Source organism: Pseudothioclava alba (assembly GCF_033100795.1).
Taxonomy (GTDB): domain Bacteria; phylum Pseudomonadota; class Alphaproteobacteria; order Rhodobacterales; family Rhodobacteraceae; genus Pseudothioclava.
In genome coordinates, this window is sequence record NZ_JAWLVI010000007.1 from 41,193 (window position 1) to 59,050 (window position 17,858).

The window sequence follows — 17,858 nt, forward strand, 5'->3', positions numbered from 1 at the left end:
TAGAATGCGCCGAACCTGTTCAGGAGTGCACATATGCCGATCGACAATTGGGATGAGATTCGCACGGCCTTTCAGGTGGCGCGCATTGGCACGGTTTCGGGCGCTGCCGAAGCCTTGGGCGTGCATCATGCGACCGTGATCCGCCATGTCGACGCGCTTGAGCAACGCCTTGGCACCAAGCTGTTCCAGCGCCACCCGCGCGGCTATACGCCGACCGAGGCGGGGCAGCAGATCCTCGCCGTCGGGCAGGCGACCGAAGACCAGTTCTCGCAACTGGCGGCACGGATCGCGGGCGCGGGCGAAGAGGTTTCGGGCGAGCTGATCGTGACCTCGGTCCTCACGCTGTCGGGGATGGTGCTGCCCGCGCTCAAGCGGCTGATCGAGGAACACCCCGCGCTGCGGCTGCGCTATCTGACCGATGCGCGCGTGTTCCGGCTGGAATATGGCGAGGCCCATATTGCTGTGCGCGCGGGCAACCGCCCGACCGAGCCGGACAACGTGGTGCAGCCGCTGGCGCCTTTGCAGGTCGCGCTTTTTGCCTCCAAGGAGTATCTGGCCGAACACGGCAAGCCGGAGGATGAGGCCGCGCTTCAGGGACACCGGTTTATAGCCAATGACAGCCGCGAGGGGCGCGCGCCCTATCTGCGCTGGCTGGCGGCGATGATCCCCGAACAGCAGGTCGTGTTCCGCGCGAACGACCACGAGGCCCAGTGGGCCGCGATCCGTCAGGGCATTGGCATGGGATTTTTGCCGGTGGTCGAGGCACGGATGGACCCGCTTCTTGAAGAGGTCATGCCTCCCCGCGAGGAGTGGACAGCCTCGGTCTGGCTGGTGACGCATGTCGATCTGCATCGCACGCCAAAAGTGCAGGCGGCCCTTCGCGTGCTGAAAGAAACCGTGGCCGAGATCTGCCCGAACGGCCTTTAGGCCAGCGCCACGCGGGTGTTATTGGCCGTCGCAGGCTCGGGCGCTTTCGCCGGTGCCGCGATGCGGCCCCGGATATAGGCCAGCGCAAGCTGCACCATCAGCCCGCCGACGATCAGCAGCGTATCCTGCGCCAGACCGGCCGGATGCACATGGCGGATCGCTTGGGCCAGTATCGCAAGGATGGTTCCGGTCGCGAACACCGGCAGCCCGTGGCGCCCCAACATGCACAAGGGCGCGGCAAAGCGCGAGGCGGCAAAAGCCGGAACAAGGCCCGGCAGCGACAGGATATAGGCCAGCGCCAGAATATGCGTCAGGCGCGGGAGTGACACGAAAGTCTTGTCGAACTCGACCAGATAGAAGGGCACGCCCCACTCGCGCAACTGCCAGCTGACATGGCCAAGCGAGGCCATCGCCGGCTCAGAGTTGACCCAGAATGCGCAAAACACCAGCCAGAGCGCCGCCACACCGACAAGCCAGCGGTTCACAGGCACAAACCGCTTGCCCTCACGCAGCGCCAGCCCCGTCAGGATGCCAAGGCAGAACAGGATCTCCCATGCGAGCGGGTTGAAGAACCAGCCGCCCTCGAACGGGAAATTCGGCAGGTTCAGGCGGAACTGGCCCGTCGTTACCCAGAACAGGATTGCGCCTGCCAGCAACGCGCGCGGAGCAATCTGCCCCAGCCGGATCAGGAACGGCGCGGCCAGCAAAAGCACCGCATACATCGGCAGGATATTCACATAGCCCAACTGGTGCGTCAGCGCCGGTATCCCGATCAGGAACTCCAGGGGTTTGGTCGTCAGCGGCTTGAAAGCGTTTTTCGTCAAAAGCTCCTCTCCGCCGAACCAAAGGGCAGCCCCCGCGATGATCGCGATGGCCCAGAAGGCGGTGAACAGATGCACAAGGTAAAGCGTCCACGCACGGTTCCAGACCTTGCGCAGCGCCGCCCAGTTCAGCCCGTCGATCAGGCGCGGTCCATAGGCCAGCGCGGCGGCTGCGCCCGCCATGAAGACAAACCCCTCGGCCGCGTCCGAATGGCCGAAGTTGCGCGAGGTGAACCTCTCGTAAATCTGGCCGGGAATGTGGTTGAGGAAAATCATCACCAGCGCGATGCCGCGAAACATATCAAGGCGCGGGTCGCGGGGGGCTTTAGGCTTGGACATGGGCAACAGTCTCCGGTTCGGAGGGCACAGACCAGCGCTCCAGAATGGCATCGTGAAGCGTGGCAACGGGGGGAGGGTGGCTTTCGGACGGCACCCGCATCAGCGGGCTTTTCGAGGGCTGCGAGGACCACCACAACACAACGGGCGCGGCAATCATCGGCAGCCCCACGGGCAAGAGCCAGAAAATCAGATGCGGCGCGAACAGATAAGCCGCCAGCGTGACGATAAGCCCCGTCGCGGTGATCCAGTTAGACGCCGCATAGGCATCGGACAGGCTTAGCCGGCCATCGCCACGGTTGTTCGTGGGCCAGCCGCCATCGCGCCCCATCAACACCTGAAACACCGAGCGCGTCGCATACATCAAAAGGATCGGCGCGGTGATCGACGAGAACAAAAGCTCCGCGATGGTCGAGGCAAAGGCAACCGGGGCACCGCCAAAAGGCGCGGCTTCGTCCCGCAGCGCCGCGCGCAGTGCAATCAGGATTTTCGGCAGCAGAAGAAGCCCGAAAATGCCGATAGCAAGCCCGATGGCTTTCGACGCCTCGGAGGGCGGAAAATAGGGGAAGGGCCAATACGGCTCGGGGAAATAGTCGATCGGATCGGCCAGCAGCGGCGCAAGGATCGAGGCGGTCAGAAACCCGATCCAGAACAAGGGCGCGATATAGGCCATGATGCCTTGCACAAAAACAAAGCGCGACCAGGGCTTCAGGCCCGGCGCCAGCAGAAGCCGCGAATGTTGCAGGTTGCCCTGACACCAGCGCCGGTCGCGTTTCGCGTGGTCGACGATATTCTCCGGGCCTTCCTCATAAGAGCCGCCCAGATCGTCATCCAGCCGCACGATCCAGTTTTGGCGCGCCAGCAGGGCGGCCTCGACATAGTCATGACTCATGATGTGGCCACCAAAGGGCGGCGCGCCGCGCAGGACGGGCAGGCCGCAACTTTCTGCGAATGCGCGCGTGCGCACCATCGCGTTATGGCCCCAGAACGGCCCCGTCTGCCCCTGCATCATCGCCAGACCGCGCGCGAAAACGGGCGAAAAGAAGCTGGCCGAAAACTGCATCGCGCGGCCAAAGCGTGATCCTGCGCGGATCACCTTGGGCAAGGTTTGCAGCAGGCCAAGGTGCGGCTCGGCCTCCATCCGGCGGACCATCTCAAGGATCGTCGCGCCTTCCATCAGGCTATCGGCATCAAGGATCAGCGCGAAATCATAGCCCGCCCCTGAACGGGTGATGAAATCCTCGATATTGCCCGCCTTCTTGCCGGTATTGGCGCTGCGACGGCGATAGAAAAACCGCTTTGCGCCGTTCGTTTCGGCCAGAAGGCGGGCGAAAAGGTGTTGTTCCTCGGCGGCGATGGCGTCACTGCGGGTGTCCGAAAGCACCGCGAAATGCAGGTAATCCGCGCCCTCGGCCTTGAGCGACGCATCCATCGCCGCAAGACGCGCAAAGGATACGCGCGGGTCTTCGTTATAGACCGGCATCAGGATGATCGTGCGGCTGCGGCCTTCGGGACGGGGCGGCATCGGCGGGGTTTCGGGCAGGGTCGTCAGCCCGATCAACGCCTGAACCGCGCCCCATGCCAGCCAGAGCGTCGAAATCAGGATCAAAAGCGCGCGGATGATGTCCAGAGCCTCTAGCCCGTCCGAACGCCCGAACTGCATGAACAACCAGAACGCCCCAAGCCCCGCCACCAGCGATAGCAAGATGGCAAGGCTGCGCAACGCATAGAGGCCGGTGAACGGCCGGAGCATGGGTTACATCCGCGCGCCCGCCGAGGGCGCATCGGTATGATCGGGCGTAAACAGCGCCATAAGACGGCGCAGCAACCCTTGGTCATGTTCAAGCACCTGCTGCGGCATCGCCATCGGCGCATCGGGCAGCGAAAAGGCGGATATGTCGAACGAAAGGTGCGTTGCCTGAGGCTGGGTCATGGCTTGATCCATTGATAGGCCCATATCTCGGAGAGCGTATCGCCCCAGCCCGAGAGATGGGCGGAAAGTTCGACGGTGGCGCCGGGGTTTGCGTGCACATCCAGCACCAGACGCCAGAGGTTCTCGGACGGGATTTTGAATAGCGTCTGCGTGCGGACCTCGCCGCGCGTGACGCTGACAACCGGCTTGATCTGATCGGCGGCTTCGGGCGGCAATGAGGCCAGCGTGCCGCCTGCAAAGTCGATTACGAACTTGCGGGTTCCGTCCGTGTTATGGACGCCCGAGACACCACCTTCGCCCGCGCGGGAAGCGATAATATAGGCGCGCTCGGCCTGCGGATCGGGGGGCAGGTCGCCCCAGATCAGGCGGTAGGAAATCTCAAGGCTATCGCCTGCCTTGGCCGGTTTCTCGGGCACCCAGAAGGCGACGATATTGTCGTTCACTTCCTTGTCCGAGGGGATCTCGACCAGCCGCACGACGCCCTTGCCCCAGTCTCCCACGGGTTCGACCCGCACCGAAGGGCGGCGTTCATAATGGGCGGCGGCATCCTGATAGGCGTCGAAATTGCGCTCGCGCTGATACAGGCCAAAGCTGCGCGGGGCGGTCTCGGTGAAATAGGACGAGGCGAGGGAAGCCGGGTTCGACAAGGGCCGCCAGAGCGCATCGCCCGACGCACGCGTAATCGCCAGCCCGTCGCTGTCATGGACGCGGGGACGGAAATCATCGAACTGCTCGCGGTTGCGGTCGCCAAACAGATACATCGAGGTCAGCGGTGCCACGCCAAGCTGGTCAATATCAGCGCGGAAAAACAGCCGCGCGGTCACACGCATAACCGTCTCGTCTCCCGGTGTGATGTCAAACCGATAGGCTCCGGTCAGCGAGGCGCTTTCAAGGGCGGCATAGATTGTCAGCGTATCGCCGCCGGACTTCGGGCGCGCGATCCAGAAATCGGTGAAGCGCGGGAATTCCTCGGCCTTGCCAAGCCCCGTGTTCACCGCAAGCCCGCGCGCCGAAATCCCGTAAAGCGACCCGCGCCCGAGCGCGCGGAAATAGGACGCGCCCTGAAAGGCGATCAACTCGTCAAGCACATCGGGGCGGTTGAGCGGATAGTGCAGGCGGAAGCCCGCGACGCCGGGCAGGGATTGCCCTTGCGGAGCATGGGCGGCGGCCTCGCGTTCGTAGATGAAATCTTCGGTTCCGAAATCCATCGGGGCTGCGGTTTCGCCGCCCAGTTCGAACAGGTGCACCGGCTCTTTGAACAGCCACCCCAGATGGAAGGCATGGAGCCGGAAGCGGCTGTTCTCGACATCGCCAAGACGCGCGCGATCGGGGTTGAACCGGATCAGGCGATAGTCGTCATAGGTGAGCGTCGAGAGGAACCCCTCGGGCAGAGAGGCAGGCAGGGCCGGTTCGGCTGCGGCCGCTAGCCGCATTCGGGCCGTCAGCACGTCGAACGAGAATTTGGTGCCTGATTGCTGCGGTGCGGCAGAGGCGATTTCATCGGCCAGAGCGCCCGTTGAAAAGGCGCAAAGACTTGCCAGAGCCGAGGCACCGCAAAGCAGGGCGCGACGGTTTAGAAAAGCGGCGGAGGGGCGCAAGGAGCGATCCATATTTTTATATGTAACTCATACAGTTCCGGCAATCGTGCCTGCCGATCTCGGCGCGGGTGAATAGACATAGGAAAAGGCGACTTGCAAGAGACTTCGATGCGCGCGGACCTCACAGCCGCGTGACGCAGAGCGAAAGCGGCTTTTTGCGCGATTCCTTGCTAGGTTCAGATGAAAAAACGAGCAGGATTTCGCCGATGCAGCATCATAAGGGCGCCGGACAGGGCAAGCTGCGTGGGCGAGGCTTTGTCGCAAAATACGCCGAAATGGGATGGAATCATCTCCAAAAAAGCGCGGAGTTCTTGACAGTCGGTGGGCGGCAACGCAGTTAAGGAATACTTCGCGAAATTGGCCCTGCGCGCAGCATTGTTGCGCAAATCCAAGGCCCGCCAGAGAACGGACCGGAGAGAAAATGTCGCCTGCCCTGATTGCCGCTTTGCCTTTTCTTGGCGCAGCCCTGCCTGCGCTGCTGATCCGGACGGGGCGCAACAATGCGGCCCTTGCTGCCGGAGTGACGACGGGGCTCGCGCTCTTGGGGCTGTTGCTGCATCTGCCCGCTGTTCTGGCGGGGCAGGTGATCACCGCACAATTCGACTGGCTGCCGTGGCTCGGGCTGAACGCGAATTTCATGATCGACGGTCTGGGGATGCTGTTTGCGACGCTGATCCTTGGGATTGGCTTGCTGATTATCCTTTATGCGCGGTTTTATCTAAGCAATCAGGACCCTGTCGGGCAGTTCTATACCTATCTGCTACTGTTCCAAGGCGCGATGGTCGGGATTGTGCTCTCCGATAACATCCTGCTTTTGCTGATCTTCTGGGAACTGACCTCGCTGAGTTCTTTCCTGCTGATCGGCTATTGGAAGCATCTGCCCGAAGGGCGTCAGGGCGCGCGGATGGCGCTGACGGTGACGGGGCTGGGTGGCCTGTCGATGATCGCGGGGATGCTGATCCTTGGGAATATCGCGGGCAGCTATGATATTTCGCAGATCTTGCAGGCAAAGGCCGCCATTCAGGCGTCGCCTCTGTATCTGCCCGCGCTGCTTTTGATCCTTGGCGGGGCGTTTACGAAATCGGCGCAGTTCCCGTTCCATTTCTGGCTGCCGCACGCGATGGCTGCGCCGACACCGGTTTCGGCCTATCTGCACTCGGCGACGATGGTGAAGGCGGGGCTGTTCCTGATGGCGCGGCTTTGGCCGGTGCTTTCTGGCACGCCCGAGTGGTTCTATATCGTCGCGACAACCGGCCTGATCACGATGCTGATCGCGGCGAAGATTGCGATCTTCAAGGATGACATGAAGGCGCTTCTGGCGTTTTCAACGGTCTCGCATCTGGGGCTGATTACCTTTCTTCTGGGGCTAGGGACCAAGGCGGGCGCAATTGCCGCCGTGTTCCACATCATCAACCACGCGAGCTTCAAGGCGGCACTGTTCATGAGCGCAGGCATCGTTGACCACGAGGCCCACACCCGCGATCTGAAGCGCCTTGGCGGGTTGCGCAAACTGATGCCTGTGACTTTTGTCATAGCCACGATTGCGACGCTCTCGATGGCGGGGATTCCGCTGTTTAACGGCTTCCTGTCGAAAGAGATGATGCTGGAAGAGGCGTCGCACACCGGCTGGATGGGCAACCCCTGGCTGGTGCCTGTGCTGGCGACCGTGGCGGCGCTGTTCTCGGCGACCTATTCGTTCCGCTTTCTCGCGCATGGCTTCTTTGGGCCGGTGCGCGACGACTATCCGCACAAGCCCCATGATCCGCCGGTTGGCATGTGGCTTAGCCCCGCGTTCCTGACGGTTCTGGTGCTGCTGATTGGGGTCATGCCGATGACCTTTGCTGGCCCCTATGTCCAGATGGCGGCAAGTGCCGTGACGGGGGAGGCGCTGCACCTCCACCCGATCAAGCTTTGGCACGGGATTACGCCCGCGCTGATGATGTCGGGCATGGCGGTTCTGGGCGGTCTGGCGATCCTTGCGGGCTTCAAGCCGCTCAAGGCCATGTGGGAGGCGACCCCGCGCCCCGAGGCAAAGGCAATTTTCGACGCGATCATCGCGGTGTTTGCTGCGCTGGCCGAGTGGTTTACCGCAGCCCTCCATAACGGCTCGATGGCGCGCTATCTGACGGGCTTTACCATTGCTTCGGTCGCGGCTGGCTTCTGGGCCTTCGCGGGAGGCGCCTTCGGTCCCGAAACCCGCGAGATGCTGCCGGTGTCGCCGGTCGCGATTGCGGGCTGGGTGATGCTGGTGACGGCCTCGGCCTCGGTCGTGGCCTATCATCATAACCGTATTCTGGCGCTGGTGCTGATCAGTATCGTCGGGCTGATCGTGTCGATCTGCTTTATCTACCTGTCCGCGCCAGACCTTGCGCTGACGCAGATCTCGGTCGAAGTGGTGACGGCGGTCCTGATGATCCTTGCGCTGAACTTCCTGCCCAAGCACACGCAGCGCGGTGTTGGCCCGATGAAGCACCTGTTCCATATTGCGGTGGCGGGGGTGACGGGGCTTGCGACGGGTCTTTTGATCTATGCGCTGATGATGCGCGATTTCGCCTTTGAAAGCATGTCGGCCTATCATCTGGCGAACTCGCATAATCTGGGCGGGGGGGATAACGTCGTGAACGTGATCCTCGTGGATTTCCGCGGATATGATACCTACGGCGAGGTCACGGTTCTGGGGATTGCCGCCCTTGTGATTTTCGCGCTGACCGAGGCGCTGATGTCCGGCACCGCGTCGAAAAAGCTGATTGCGTGGCGCCCCGATGTGGCGCGCGCGGGCGACAAACACCCGATTATGTTGCTGGTTGGCACGCGGGTGATGATGCCGATTGCGCTACTTGTCGGCGTGTTCATCTTCCTGCGCGGGCATAATCTGCCGGGCGGGGGCTTTATCGCGGGCCTTGTCGTCTCGATTGCGCTTGTGATGCAGTATATGGCGTCCGGCTTTGCCTGGACGCAGGCACGGCAGAAAGTCTATTACCATGTGCTGATCGGGATCGGTGTTCTTGCGGCGGGGATCACCGGCATTGGCGCGTGGTTCAACGGGATGCCCTTCCTGACTTCGGACTTCGGCTATGTAAAGCTGTTTGGGCTTGAGCCGTTCGAAATGGCGACCGCTGCCGGGTTTGACCTTGGCGTGTTCCTTGGTGTTGTCGGCTCGGTCCTTCTGGCGCTTGGCGGGCTGTCGCGGATGGCGCGGCGCGCGGCTGTGGGCGATGAGCCCGCGCAGGCCCATATCATCGCGGAAAAACCGGCGGCGCGTAGCGGTCAGGCCGAGGGAGCGCACGCCTTCCCGCCCGAGACCAACCTGCCTCGGCGGTGGGCGGCGGCGCGCGGCTATACCAGCGCGCGGCAGGATGACGAAAAGATCAAGCTGCCGAAAGTGCCCAAACCCAAGATGCCATCGGTGAAAAAGACCAAAAAGAAGCCGACCAAAGGGGAGGGCAAATAATGGAAGCGCTTGTAGCCAGCGCCGTTGGCGTAATGACCGCTGCCGGGATTTACCTGATCCTTCGGTTGCGCACTTTCCCTGTGGTTCTGGGGATGTCGATGCTCTCTTATGCGGTAAACATCTTCCTGTTTGCGACGGGGCGTCTGGCGGTGAACCTGCCGCCAATCCTTGATCACGCGGGCGCTGCCACGGCGGGCTATACCGACCCGATTCCGCAAGCACTTGTGCTGACGGCGATCGTGATTTCCTTCGGGATGACGGCGGTTGTTGTGATGCTGGCGCTTGGTGCCTTTATCGAGGCGGGTGACGATCTGATCGACCTCGACGAGACCGAGGAGGCCGGCCAATGATGTCGCATCTGATGATTGCGCCGGTCGTCATTCCGGCCTTCCTTGCGCCGCTGATCGTTTTGTGGATGCGCTTCGATCTGCGCACGCAGCGGGTGTTCTCTGTCGCGGGGATGGTGGTTCTGGTCGGGCTGGCGCTGGCGCTGGCGTCTTCCGCCAGCGTGAACCCGCCCGAAGTCTATAAGCTGGGCAACTGGGAGGCGCCTTTCGGCATCGTTCTGGTGCTGGACCGGCTCTCGGCGCTGATGCTGGTGCTGACTGCGGTTCTGGGGCTGGTGGTGGTGCTTTATGCCATCGGCTCGGGCTGGGACAAGCGCGGCTGGCATTTCCACTCGCTGATGCAGTTCCAGATGATGGGCCTGAATGGCGCATTCCTGACGGGCGACGCGTTCAACCTGTTCGTGTTCTTCGAGGTGCTGCTGATCGCCTCGTATGGCCTGATGATCCACTCGGGAGGGCAAAAGCGCCTGAAAGCAGGCGTGCAATATGTGGTCTATAACCTGGCCGGATCAACCCTGTTCCTGTTTGCGCTTGGCACGATCTATTCGGTGACGGGCACGGTCTCGATGGCGGATCTGGCGCAGAAGGTGGCGATGATGCCTGCCGATGACACCGCGCTTTTGCGTGTGGCGGCGGTGCTGTTGATGCTGGTCTTTGCGGTCAAGGCGGCGCTGGTGCCGTTCCAGTTCTGGCTGCCCGCGACCTATACAAATGCGCCCGGTCCGGTTGCGGCGCTGTTTGCGATCATGACCAAGGTCGGAGTCTACGCGATTATCCGCATCTATACGATGGTGTTTCCCATTGGCGGCACGACCGGCACACTGGCGCAGGATGTGCTGATGCCTGCGGCGCTGGTATCACTTGTTATCGGGATGGTCGGTGTTCTGGGCGCGCGTGATCTGGGCCGAACGGTGGCCTATGCGGTGATCGGCTCGGTCGGCACGATGATGCTGGCGTTCAGCCAGTTCACGCAGGCTGCGACGGGGGCGGGGCTTTACTATATGGTCCATTCGACGCTGGCTGCTGCGGCGCTGTTCCTGATTGTCGATCTGGTGAAAGAGCGGCGCGGGGCGGCGGGTCTGGCCATCACGCCTGCGCCGAAGACCCTGACGCATGGCCTGCTGGCGGCGCTGTTCTTTGTGGGGGCTATCGCGATGGCGGGGATGCCGCCCTTGTCGGGCTTCCTTGGCAAGCTGATGATCCTCGACGCGCTGCGCGGTGAATGGACGATCTGGGCGGTGATCCTTGTGACCTCGCTGATTGCGATTGTGGGCTTTGGCCGCGCAGGTTCGACCGTGTTCTGGAAGGCCTACGCGACCGAGGGCGATCCGCCCGAGGGGCCGCGCGATGCCTCGGCGCCGGGGTTGGCATTTGTGGCCGCCGGGGCGCTGATCGCGGGGTTGGTCGCGCTGACCGTTTTTGCCGGACCGGCGACGGGCTGGCTGCGGGTAACCGCTGACCAGTTGCACCATCCGCAAGCCTATATCGGCGCGGTGATGGATGGCGCCTATGAGCGCGCGGCCGAGGCGCAAGCCGAAGGCGCGGCGTTGATGGGCCACGGCGAGACCGAAGCCACGGGGCACGAAGCCCCCGCAGCGGCGCATTGAGGGAGGGCTGAACCATGCTACGCAAACTCTTTCCCCACCCGCATCTGACGATCCTCCTGACGGTGGTCTGGCTGTTGCTGGCCAATGCCTATACGCTGAACTCGCTGGTATTCGGTCTGCTGATGGGGCTTGTGATCCCGTGGATTACCGCGCCCTACTGGCCGGATCGCCCGATCATCCGCAATGTGCCGAAGATCCTCGAATATATCGCGATCGTGTTCTACGACATCGTTATGTCGAACATCGCGGTGGCGAAGATCGTGCTGTTCTTGCCGAATTCGAAGCTGCAACCCGCCTGGGTTTCGGTGCCGCTGGACCTGCATGAACCCGAGGCGATTACCGTTCTGGCTGGCACGATCACCATGACGCCCGGCACCCTGACCGCCGAGGTTGCGGCGGATGGGCATTCGCTTCTGGTGCATTGCCTCCATGCGCCCGACCCTGACGGGGTGCGCGACGACATCAAGGCGCGCTACGAGCGCAGGCTGAAGGAGATTTTCGAATGATCACCTACGCGCTTATGTTTGCTATCGGCTGTTATGCGGTCGCGCTTTTGTTCAACCTCTACCGTGTGGTGCAATCGCCCGGTGTCACCGACCGCGTGCTGGCGCTGGATACGATGGCGGTGAATGCGATTGCGCTTTTGGTGCTGTTCGGCATCTGGGAAGGCACGGCGATCTTTTTCGAAGCCTCGATCCTTTATGCGATGACAGGGTTCGTCGCGACCGTGGCCTATGCGAAGTTCCTGCTTCGCGGCGACATCATCGAGTGAGGGCGTGATGGAACTGTTCTGGGAAATCCTGGTCTCGGCGCTGCTGGTAATCGGCGGGTTCTTTGGCCTTGTCGGCAGCTACGGTCTGGTGAAGCTGCCTGATCCGATGACGCGCCTTCACGCCCCGACCAAAGCAGCGACGCTTGGCGTTGGCGGGGTGCTGATCGCGTCGATGGTCTATTTCGCGGTGTTCAAGGGGCATCTGTCGCTGCACGAGCTGATGATAACGATCTTCATCTTCCTGACGGCCCCGATCTCGGCGCATTTCCTGTCGAAAGCCAATATCTTCCATGACTGGCCTGCCGATAAGCTGCCGCGCCCCGAGGGCGATGGGCAATGGGCCGTGCATGAGGTCGAATCCGACACCTCGGCCGAGGAACTGCTGGAAGCCGAAGAAAACAGCTAAGCCGGAAACAAAAAAGCCCCGCTTCGGCGGGGCTTTCGTTTGCTCTGGCTTCGGGCCTTAGATCAGGCCCGCATGTGTCATGGCCGCGTCGATCTTGGCTTTGGTCGCGTCGGTCAGGCCGACCAGCGGCAGGCGGACCTCTTCCGAACACAGCCCCAGCTTCGAGAGCGCATATTTCGCACCCGCCACACCCGGCTCAAGGAAGATCGCGATGTGCAGCGGCATCAGCAGATCCTGATACTCCAGCGCTTTGGCGTAATCGCCCGCAAGAGTCGCCGCCTGCATCTGCGCGCACAGCTTCGGCGCGACGTTGGCCGTGACCGAGATACAGCCCACCCCGCCCATCGCGTTAAAGCCGACAGCCGTCGCATCCTCGCCCGAAAGCTGGATGAAATCGGTGCCACAGGTCAGGCGTTGCTTGGCCACGCGGGCCAGATCGCCGGTGGCATCCTTGACGCCCACGATCCGCGGAAGTTTCGCCAGTTCGCCCATGGTTTCGGGCGACATATCGACAACCGAACGGCCGGGGATGTTGTAGATGATGATCGGAAGGTCCGCAGCATCATGCATCGCGGTGAAATGCGCGATCAGACCAGCCTGCGTCGGCTTGTTGTAATAGGGCGTCACGACAAGGGCCGCGTCGGCGCCAGCGGCTTTGGCGTGCCGGATCAGGCCAATGCCTTCTTGCGTGTAGTTCGAACCCGCGCCCGCGATGATCTTGATGCGGCCAGCGGCGGCTTTCACCACTTCGGACACCACAAGGTTGTGCTCGTCATGGCTGAGCGTCGGGCTTTCGCCCGTGGTGCCGACCGGAACCAGACCGTCGCTGCCCTGCTCGACATGCCATTCGACAAGTTTCTTGAGCGCGTCCAGATCCAGCTCGCCGTTCGTGAACGGCGTGATGAGTGCGGGGATGGACCCTTTGAACATGACACGCTCCTTTGTGTGGGGTCGGGCTGGATTCGCCCGGTTGAAATCGGGCGGACATTATGCGAGCGCGCGCCGCTTGCCAACTTGTGAATTGATCCCGCGCGCCAGACAGGGCAGGTTTGGGAAAAACAAAGAGCAGATATGATGATCCGAGCCCTTTCCGCCGCTGCCCTTCTGGGGGCGAATCTGTGCCTTGCGACCGCTGCGCAGGCACAAGAGGCGAATGCGCCCGCCCTGGCCGAAGCGCTGGCGGCGGCGCGGGCGGAAAACTGGGATGGCGCGCTGGCGAAGGGCAGGCTGTCGGGCGTTCTGGGGTTTGATCTGGTCGAATGGCAGCGCCTGCGCGCGGGCGAGGGCAGCTTTGCCGATTACGCCGATTTTGCGGGGCGCCGAGCCAATTGGCCGGGGATAGATCTGCTGCGCAAGAAGGGCGAGGCAACGCTGGCAGAGGCATCGCCTGCGGCTGTGGTGGCCTATTTCGGATCACATGCGCCGCAAACGGGCGAGGGGGCGATTGCCCTTGTCGATGCGCTGCTCTCGCTCGGGCGGAAAACCCAAGCCGCGCAGGTGGCCGAAGCCGCGTGGCGCGATCTGGAACTGAGTGACGACGAACACGCAGCCTTTCTGGCCAAGCACGAAGCGTTGCTTTCACCCCATCACGGCGGGCGGATGCAGGTGATGCTGGATCGGGGAGACCTGAAAGACGCGCGCCGTCTGGTCGATCTGGTGACCTCGGGGACGCAGGCCGTTGCGACGGCGCGCATCGCGCTACAGGCGCGCGAGGACGGGGTGGATGCGCTGATAACGGCGATCCCCGAGCGGATGCTTGGCTCATACGGGCTGGCGCGCGACCGCGCGGTCTGGCGCTGGCGCAAAAGCTTTGAGGATGGCGCGGCGGATATTCTGCTTGAACGGTCTGTTTCGGCGGACACTCTGGGTGACCCTGATCTTTGGGCCGATGTGCGCAAGCGCATGGCGCGGTGGGATCTGCGCAGGGGCGATGCGCGGCGCGCCTATAAGATTGCAGCGCGGCACCGGCTGGCCTCGCGCGGGGGGGATTATATCGAGCTGGAGTGGCTGGCGGGGTTTGCGGCGCTGAAGTTGGGGGATGCCCCCACGGCGGTCAAGCACTTCACCGCGATGCAGGCGCAAGGGACGATCCCGACGACCATCTCGCGCGCGGGTTTCTGGCTGGGACGGGCGCAAGAGGCGGCGGGCAATGGCGCTGCGGCGCAGGCGGCCTATCAAAGCGCGGCGGCCCATGTCGAAACCTTCTATGGTCGTCTGGCGGCCGAAAAGCTGAACCTTGACGAATCTAACCACTTTGCCGCCGATGTTGCGGTGCCGAACTGGCGGCAGGCTGATTTCACCCGCTCGACGGTATTTGCAGCGGCGCAACTGTTGCAGCAGGCGGGCGATGATGCGCTGGCAGAGCGGTTTATCCTCCACCTCGACGAGGGACTGACGCGAACCGACACCGAGGCGCTGGTCGGGCTTGCGGTCGAATGGGGCAACGCGCATCTGATGCTGACGCTGGCAAAACGCGCGTCCTTTGAGGGCAAGGATCTGATGCCCGCGCTGTATCCAATGCCGACTTTCGCAACCTCTGATCTGGGGGTTCCGGCTGAGCTGGCACTGGCCATCGCGCGGCAGGAAAGCGAGTTCGATTATCGTGCCGTCAGCTATGTTGGTGCGCGGGGGCTGATGCAGCTGATGCCCGAGACCGCCAAAATGATGGCCGCGCAACAGGGCGTCCCCTACGATCTGGCGCGCCTGACCGAAGACCCGCATTACAACGCGCAACTTGGTGGGGCTTATCTCAAGGGGCTGCGCGACGAGTTCGGATCATCGCCGCTGTTGATCGCGGCGGGCTACAACGCTGGCCCCGGCCGCCCGCGCCGCTGGATCGAGGAGATGGGCGATCCGCGCAAAGGGGCGGTCGATCTGGCCGAATGGGTCGAGATGATCCCCTTCGACGAAACCCGCAACTATGTGCAGCGCGTGTCCGAGGCGATGCCGATGTATCGTCAGCGCCTTGGCGGGGCGCCGGTGCGGTTTAGCGACGAATTGCGCGGGCGCTAAGCCCCGCGTGCTTTCTTGCGGGCGCGCAGAAGGGTGAACACCCCCGCGCCCGCCACAACTGCGGCCCCGATGGCGACGTTGGTCTTTAGCGTCTCGCCAAAGACGAAGATCCCCAGCACCGTGGCAAAGACAAGCTGCAGATAGGCGAAGGGCTGGATCGCGGAAGCCTCGGCCACCTCGTAGGCGCGGATCAGCAGGTAATGCCCAAGCGAGGCCGATATACATAAAACCACCATCCACCCCCAATCGGGGCCGCTCATCGGCTCCCAGTGCCAGATGCCGATGATGGTGATGATGATCGCGCCTACAACCCCCGTGTAGAAAAACGACACCGACGCCGGATCGACCCGCCCCACATAGCGCGTGAGCAGCGAATAAAGCGCAAACAGGAAGGCCGAAACCAACGGGATCAACGCATAGGGCGAGAACACCCCCACCCCCGGTTGCAGGATAATCATCACGCCGACAAAGCCGATCCCGATGGCCACCAGCCTGCGCCAGCCAACTTTCTCGTGCAGAACGGGGCCGGAAAGCGCGGTCACCAGCAACGGGTAGCAGGCGAAAACCGCGTGGCTCTCGACCAGCCCCAGATAGACGAAGCCCTGCACCATGATGATCACCTCGACCACCAGCACCGCCGAGCGGAACACCTGCATCCACGGCAGCCCCGAGCGCGTGGCGCGGCGGATGCCTCCGGGGGCGCGGGCTGCTATGACGGTCACGAAAATAGCGAAGAACCAATAGCGCACCATCAGCGTCATGTAGACGTTGTAGGTCTCGGCCAGATGGCGTGAGATACCGTCTTGCATCGCGAAGATTAGCATTGCCGCGACCATCAGAAGGATGCCGCGAGAGGTGTGTTGTTCAGCCATTCCTGACCCCGAGAGACATATGACGTTTGTGCCCGTGTCCTGCTTCGCGCGTGACCTCAAACCCGGCGGCGCTAAGGTTGCGGCGCACGAAACCGGCGGCGGTGTAGGTGGCGAAGGAGCCGTGCGGCGCGGTGTGTGCCCCGACTTGCGCCATCAGGTCTTCGCCCCAGAGTTCGGGGTTTTTGGCGGGCGAAAACCCGTCCAGAAACCACGCATCGGCCTTGCCCGGCCATGCCGCCAGCGTGTCGCGGGCGTCGCCGATAATCACCTCGACCTCCAACGGGCCAAAGGCAAAGCGGGTTTGCCCCGCTGCCCATGCCGCCAGAAACGGGTCGGCAATTGCGCGCGCCTGTGGAAAGGCCTCCAGCGCGCGGGAAATCTCGGGGGCGGACATCGGGAATGCCTCGAAGCTGGTGAACCCGACCCGCATCCCCTCGGGCACGATCAGCGCGAGCGCCAGCATGTTCAGCCCCGTGCCAAAGCCCAATTCCGCTACCTGAAACCCGTCGCGCAGCCGCGCAGGCAGGCGATTGCCACGCAGGAAAACATGTCGCGTTTCCTCCAGCCCGTTTGCGAGCGAGAAATAGGGGTCGTCAAAGCGGGTCGAGACGGGAATGGCCCCGTCGCGCCACTCAAGCGCGGCTTGGCTCTGGTCAGGCAGTGACATGAAGGATAGTCCAATGGGCAAATCAGTTGCGGACAGTGGCGAAAGGGCAAGGGAATGGCAAGCGGGCGCGTTGATCTGACGGTGCGGGGCGGCGGGGCTTTCGGGCTTGCGATTGCATTTGAGGCATCACGGCGTGGTGCCAAGGTCCGGCTGATCGAGAAAGTGCGCCTCGGGGCCGGATCGTCGGGTGGCACGGTGGGGGCGCTGGCGCCGCATGTTCCTGAACAGTGGAACCCGAAAAAGCAGTTCCAGTTCGAAAGCTTGCGGATGGCGCAAGGGTTCTGGGACGGGGTGCGCGAAGCAGGCGGGCTGGACGCGGGATACGCGCGCCTTGGCCGGATACAGCCTTTGGCCGACGAGGCTCAGGTCACGCGGGCGCGCGAGCGGGCGCAGGGTGCGGCAGAGCTGTGGCAGGGCTTTGCGGACTGGCGCATTATGCCTGCGGACGGGTTTGGCCCCTTGGCGCCGCACAGCCCGACGGGGCTGGTGATCTATGACACGCTGAGCGCCCGCGCCGCGCCGCGCGCAGCAGGGGCCGCGATGGCGGCGGCGATTTCCGCGCTTGGTGGCGAGATCGTGATTGGCGATGCGCCCGAGGAAGGTGCGGTGGTCCACGCAACAGGCGCCAAGGGTCTGGCCGATTTGTCGGACGCATTTGGCAAGCAGGTTGGCAATGGCGTGAAGGGGCAATCGGCACTCTTGCGCTTTGACGCGGGCACCGCGCCGCAGGTCTATGCCGAGAGCCTGCATATCGTGCCCCATGCCGATGGAACGGTTGCGATCGGGTCTACCTCGGAGCGCGACTATGACGCCGCTGACAGCACCGACGCGCAGCTTGATGCGCTGATCGAAAAGGCGCGGCGGATTTGTCCCGTTCTGTCAGAGGCTCCGGTGATCGACCGTTGGGCAGGTGTGCGCCCGCGCGCAAAATCGCGCGCGCCGATGCTGGGTGCGTGGCCGGATCGCGCGGGGCATTTCATCGCAAATGGCGGGTTCAAGATCGGCTTCGGGATGGCACCCAAGGTCGCGCAGGTGATGGTCGCTCTCGCGCTCGATGGCCACGATGCGATCCCCGAAGGGTTCCGCGTCGAAGACAACCTCTAGCGCCA

At 63.0% G+C, this 17,858-nt stretch carries 16 protein-coding genes; 9 read left to right on the top strand and 7 right to left on the bottom strand.

The annotated features are described in order from the left end of the window. Positions 1-33 precede the first annotated feature (33 nt). Entirely contained in the window at positions 34-927 is an 894-nt protein-coding gene (locus RYZ20_RS13910; RefSeq protein WP_317674458.1) for a LysR family transcriptional regulator, read from the top strand. Here RYZ20_RS13910 and RYZ20_RS13915 read toward each other — a convergent pair. Genes RYZ20_RS13915 through RYZ20_RS13930 form a run of 4 tightly spaced genes read right to left on the bottom strand, consistent with a single transcriptional unit; the run spans position 924 to position 5,627 of the window. Then, complete coding sequence (locus tag RYZ20_RS13915; RefSeq protein WP_317674460.1) at positions 924-2,087, bottom strand: OpgC family protein; 1,164 nt, start codon at positions 2,085-2,087, stop codon at positions 924-926. The two genes, RYZ20_RS13910 and RYZ20_RS13915, sit on opposite strands and share 4 nt — an antisense overlap. Continuing rightward, the gene (gene mdoH / locus RYZ20_RS13920; RefSeq protein ID WP_317674462.1) at positions 2,074-3,837 is read right to left on the bottom strand and encodes a glucans biosynthesis glucosyltransferase MdoH; all 1,764 of its coding nucleotides are present in this window, start codon (positions 3,835-3,837) and stop codon (positions 2,074-2,076) included. The genes RYZ20_RS13915 and mdoH overlap by 14 nt, the downstream gene beginning before the upstream one ends. A 3-nt stretch (positions 3,838-3,840) precedes the next feature. Beyond that, on the bottom strand, positions 3,841-4,017 hold the full coding sequence (locus tag RYZ20_RS13925; protein WP_317674464.1) for a hypothetical protein: 177 nt from the start codon (positions 4,015-4,017) through the stop codon (positions 3,841-3,843). Then, positions 4,014-5,627, bottom strand: a complete 1,614-nt coding sequence (locus RYZ20_RS13930) for an OpgD/OpgG family glucan biosynthesis protein (RefSeq protein WP_317674466.1) — start codon at positions 5,625-5,627, stop codon at positions 4,014-4,016. Before RYZ20_RS13930 ends, RYZ20_RS13925 begins: the two co-directional genes overlap by 4 nt. A gap of 409 nt (positions 5,628-6,036) precedes the next feature. Here RYZ20_RS13930 and RYZ20_RS13935 point away from each other — a divergent pair, with 409 nt between their 5' ends. From RYZ20_RS13935 to RYZ20_RS13960, 6 genes are read left to right on the top strand one after another with little or no spacing between them, the layout of a single operon-like run. Beyond that, entirely contained in the window at positions 6,037-9,066 is a 3,030-nt protein-coding gene (locus tag RYZ20_RS13935; RefSeq protein ID WP_317674468.1) for a monovalent cation/H+ antiporter subunit A, read from the top strand. After that, a complete protein-coding gene (locus RYZ20_RS13940; RefSeq protein WP_317674470.1) occupies positions 9,066-9,416 on the top strand; it encodes a Na+/H+ antiporter subunit C in 351 nt (116 codons plus the stop codon). Before RYZ20_RS13935 ends, RYZ20_RS13940 begins: the two co-directional genes overlap by 1 nt. After that, positions 9,416-11,020 carry a monovalent cation/H+ antiporter subunit D gene (locus tag RYZ20_RS13945; protein ID WP_317674604.1) on the top strand — a complete coding sequence of 535 codons (1,605 nt, stop codon included), beginning with the start codon at positions 9,416-9,418 and terminating at the stop codon, positions 11,018-11,020. Before RYZ20_RS13940 ends, RYZ20_RS13945 begins: the two co-directional genes overlap by 1 nt. 14 nt (positions 11,021-11,034) lie before the next feature. After that, positions 11,035-11,526, top strand: a complete 492-nt coding sequence (locus RYZ20_RS13950) for a Na+/H+ antiporter subunit E (RefSeq protein WP_317674472.1) — start codon at positions 11,035-11,037, stop codon at positions 11,524-11,526. After that, entirely contained in the window at positions 11,523-11,792 is a 270-nt protein-coding gene (locus RYZ20_RS13955) for a K+/H+ antiporter subunit F (RefSeq protein WP_317674474.1), read from the top strand. Before RYZ20_RS13950 ends, RYZ20_RS13955 begins: the two co-directional genes overlap by 4 nt. Before the next feature lie 7 nt (positions 11,793-11,799). Then, positions 11,800-12,198, top strand: a complete 399-nt coding sequence (locus RYZ20_RS13960; protein WP_317674476.1) for a Na+/H+ antiporter subunit G — start codon at positions 11,800-11,802, stop codon at positions 12,196-12,198. Between the two features lie 57 nt (positions 12,199-12,255). Here RYZ20_RS13960 and dapA read toward each other — a convergent pair whose 3' ends face one another. Then, on the bottom strand, positions 12,256-13,128 hold the full coding sequence (gene dapA, locus RYZ20_RS13965; protein WP_317674478.1) for a 4-hydroxy-tetrahydrodipicolinate synthase: 873 nt from the start codon (positions 13,126-13,128) through the stop codon (positions 12,256-12,258). Between the two features lie 144 nt (positions 13,129-13,272). Between dapA and RYZ20_RS13970 the strand changes: the two genes are divergently transcribed. Continuing rightward, positions 13,273-15,210 (top strand): lytic transglycosylase domain-containing protein, encoded by a 1,938-nt coding sequence (locus RYZ20_RS13970; RefSeq protein ID WP_317674480.1) that lies wholly within the window; start codon positions 13,273-13,275, stop codon positions 15,208-15,210. Here the strand turns inward: RYZ20_RS13970 and RYZ20_RS13975 are convergent. Both RYZ20_RS13975 and mnmC2 read right to left on the bottom strand, forming a co-directional pair. Further along, positions 15,207-16,082, bottom strand: a complete 876-nt coding sequence (locus RYZ20_RS13975; protein WP_317674482.1) for a DMT family transporter — start codon at positions 16,080-16,082, stop codon at positions 15,207-15,209. The two genes, RYZ20_RS13970 and RYZ20_RS13975, sit on opposite strands and share 4 nt — an antisense overlap. After that, a complete protein-coding gene (gene mnmC2 / locus RYZ20_RS13980) occupies positions 16,075-16,749 on the bottom strand; it encodes a tRNA (5-methylaminomethyl-2-thiouridine)(34)-methyltransferase MnmC2 (RefSeq protein WP_317674484.1) in 675 nt (224 codons plus the stop codon). Before mnmC2 ends, RYZ20_RS13975 begins: the two co-directional genes overlap by 8 nt. Before the next feature lie 54 nt (positions 16,750-16,803). On the opposite strand from mnmC2, the gene RYZ20_RS13985 reads away from it, so the two are divergent. Beyond that, positions 16,804-17,853: an NAD(P)/FAD-dependent oxidoreductase gene (locus tag RYZ20_RS13985; protein WP_317674486.1), complete on the top strand. Its 1,050-nt coding sequence runs from the start codon at positions 16,804-16,806 to the stop codon at positions 17,851-17,853. The last annotated feature ends 5 nt before the right edge of the window (positions 17,854-17,858 follow it).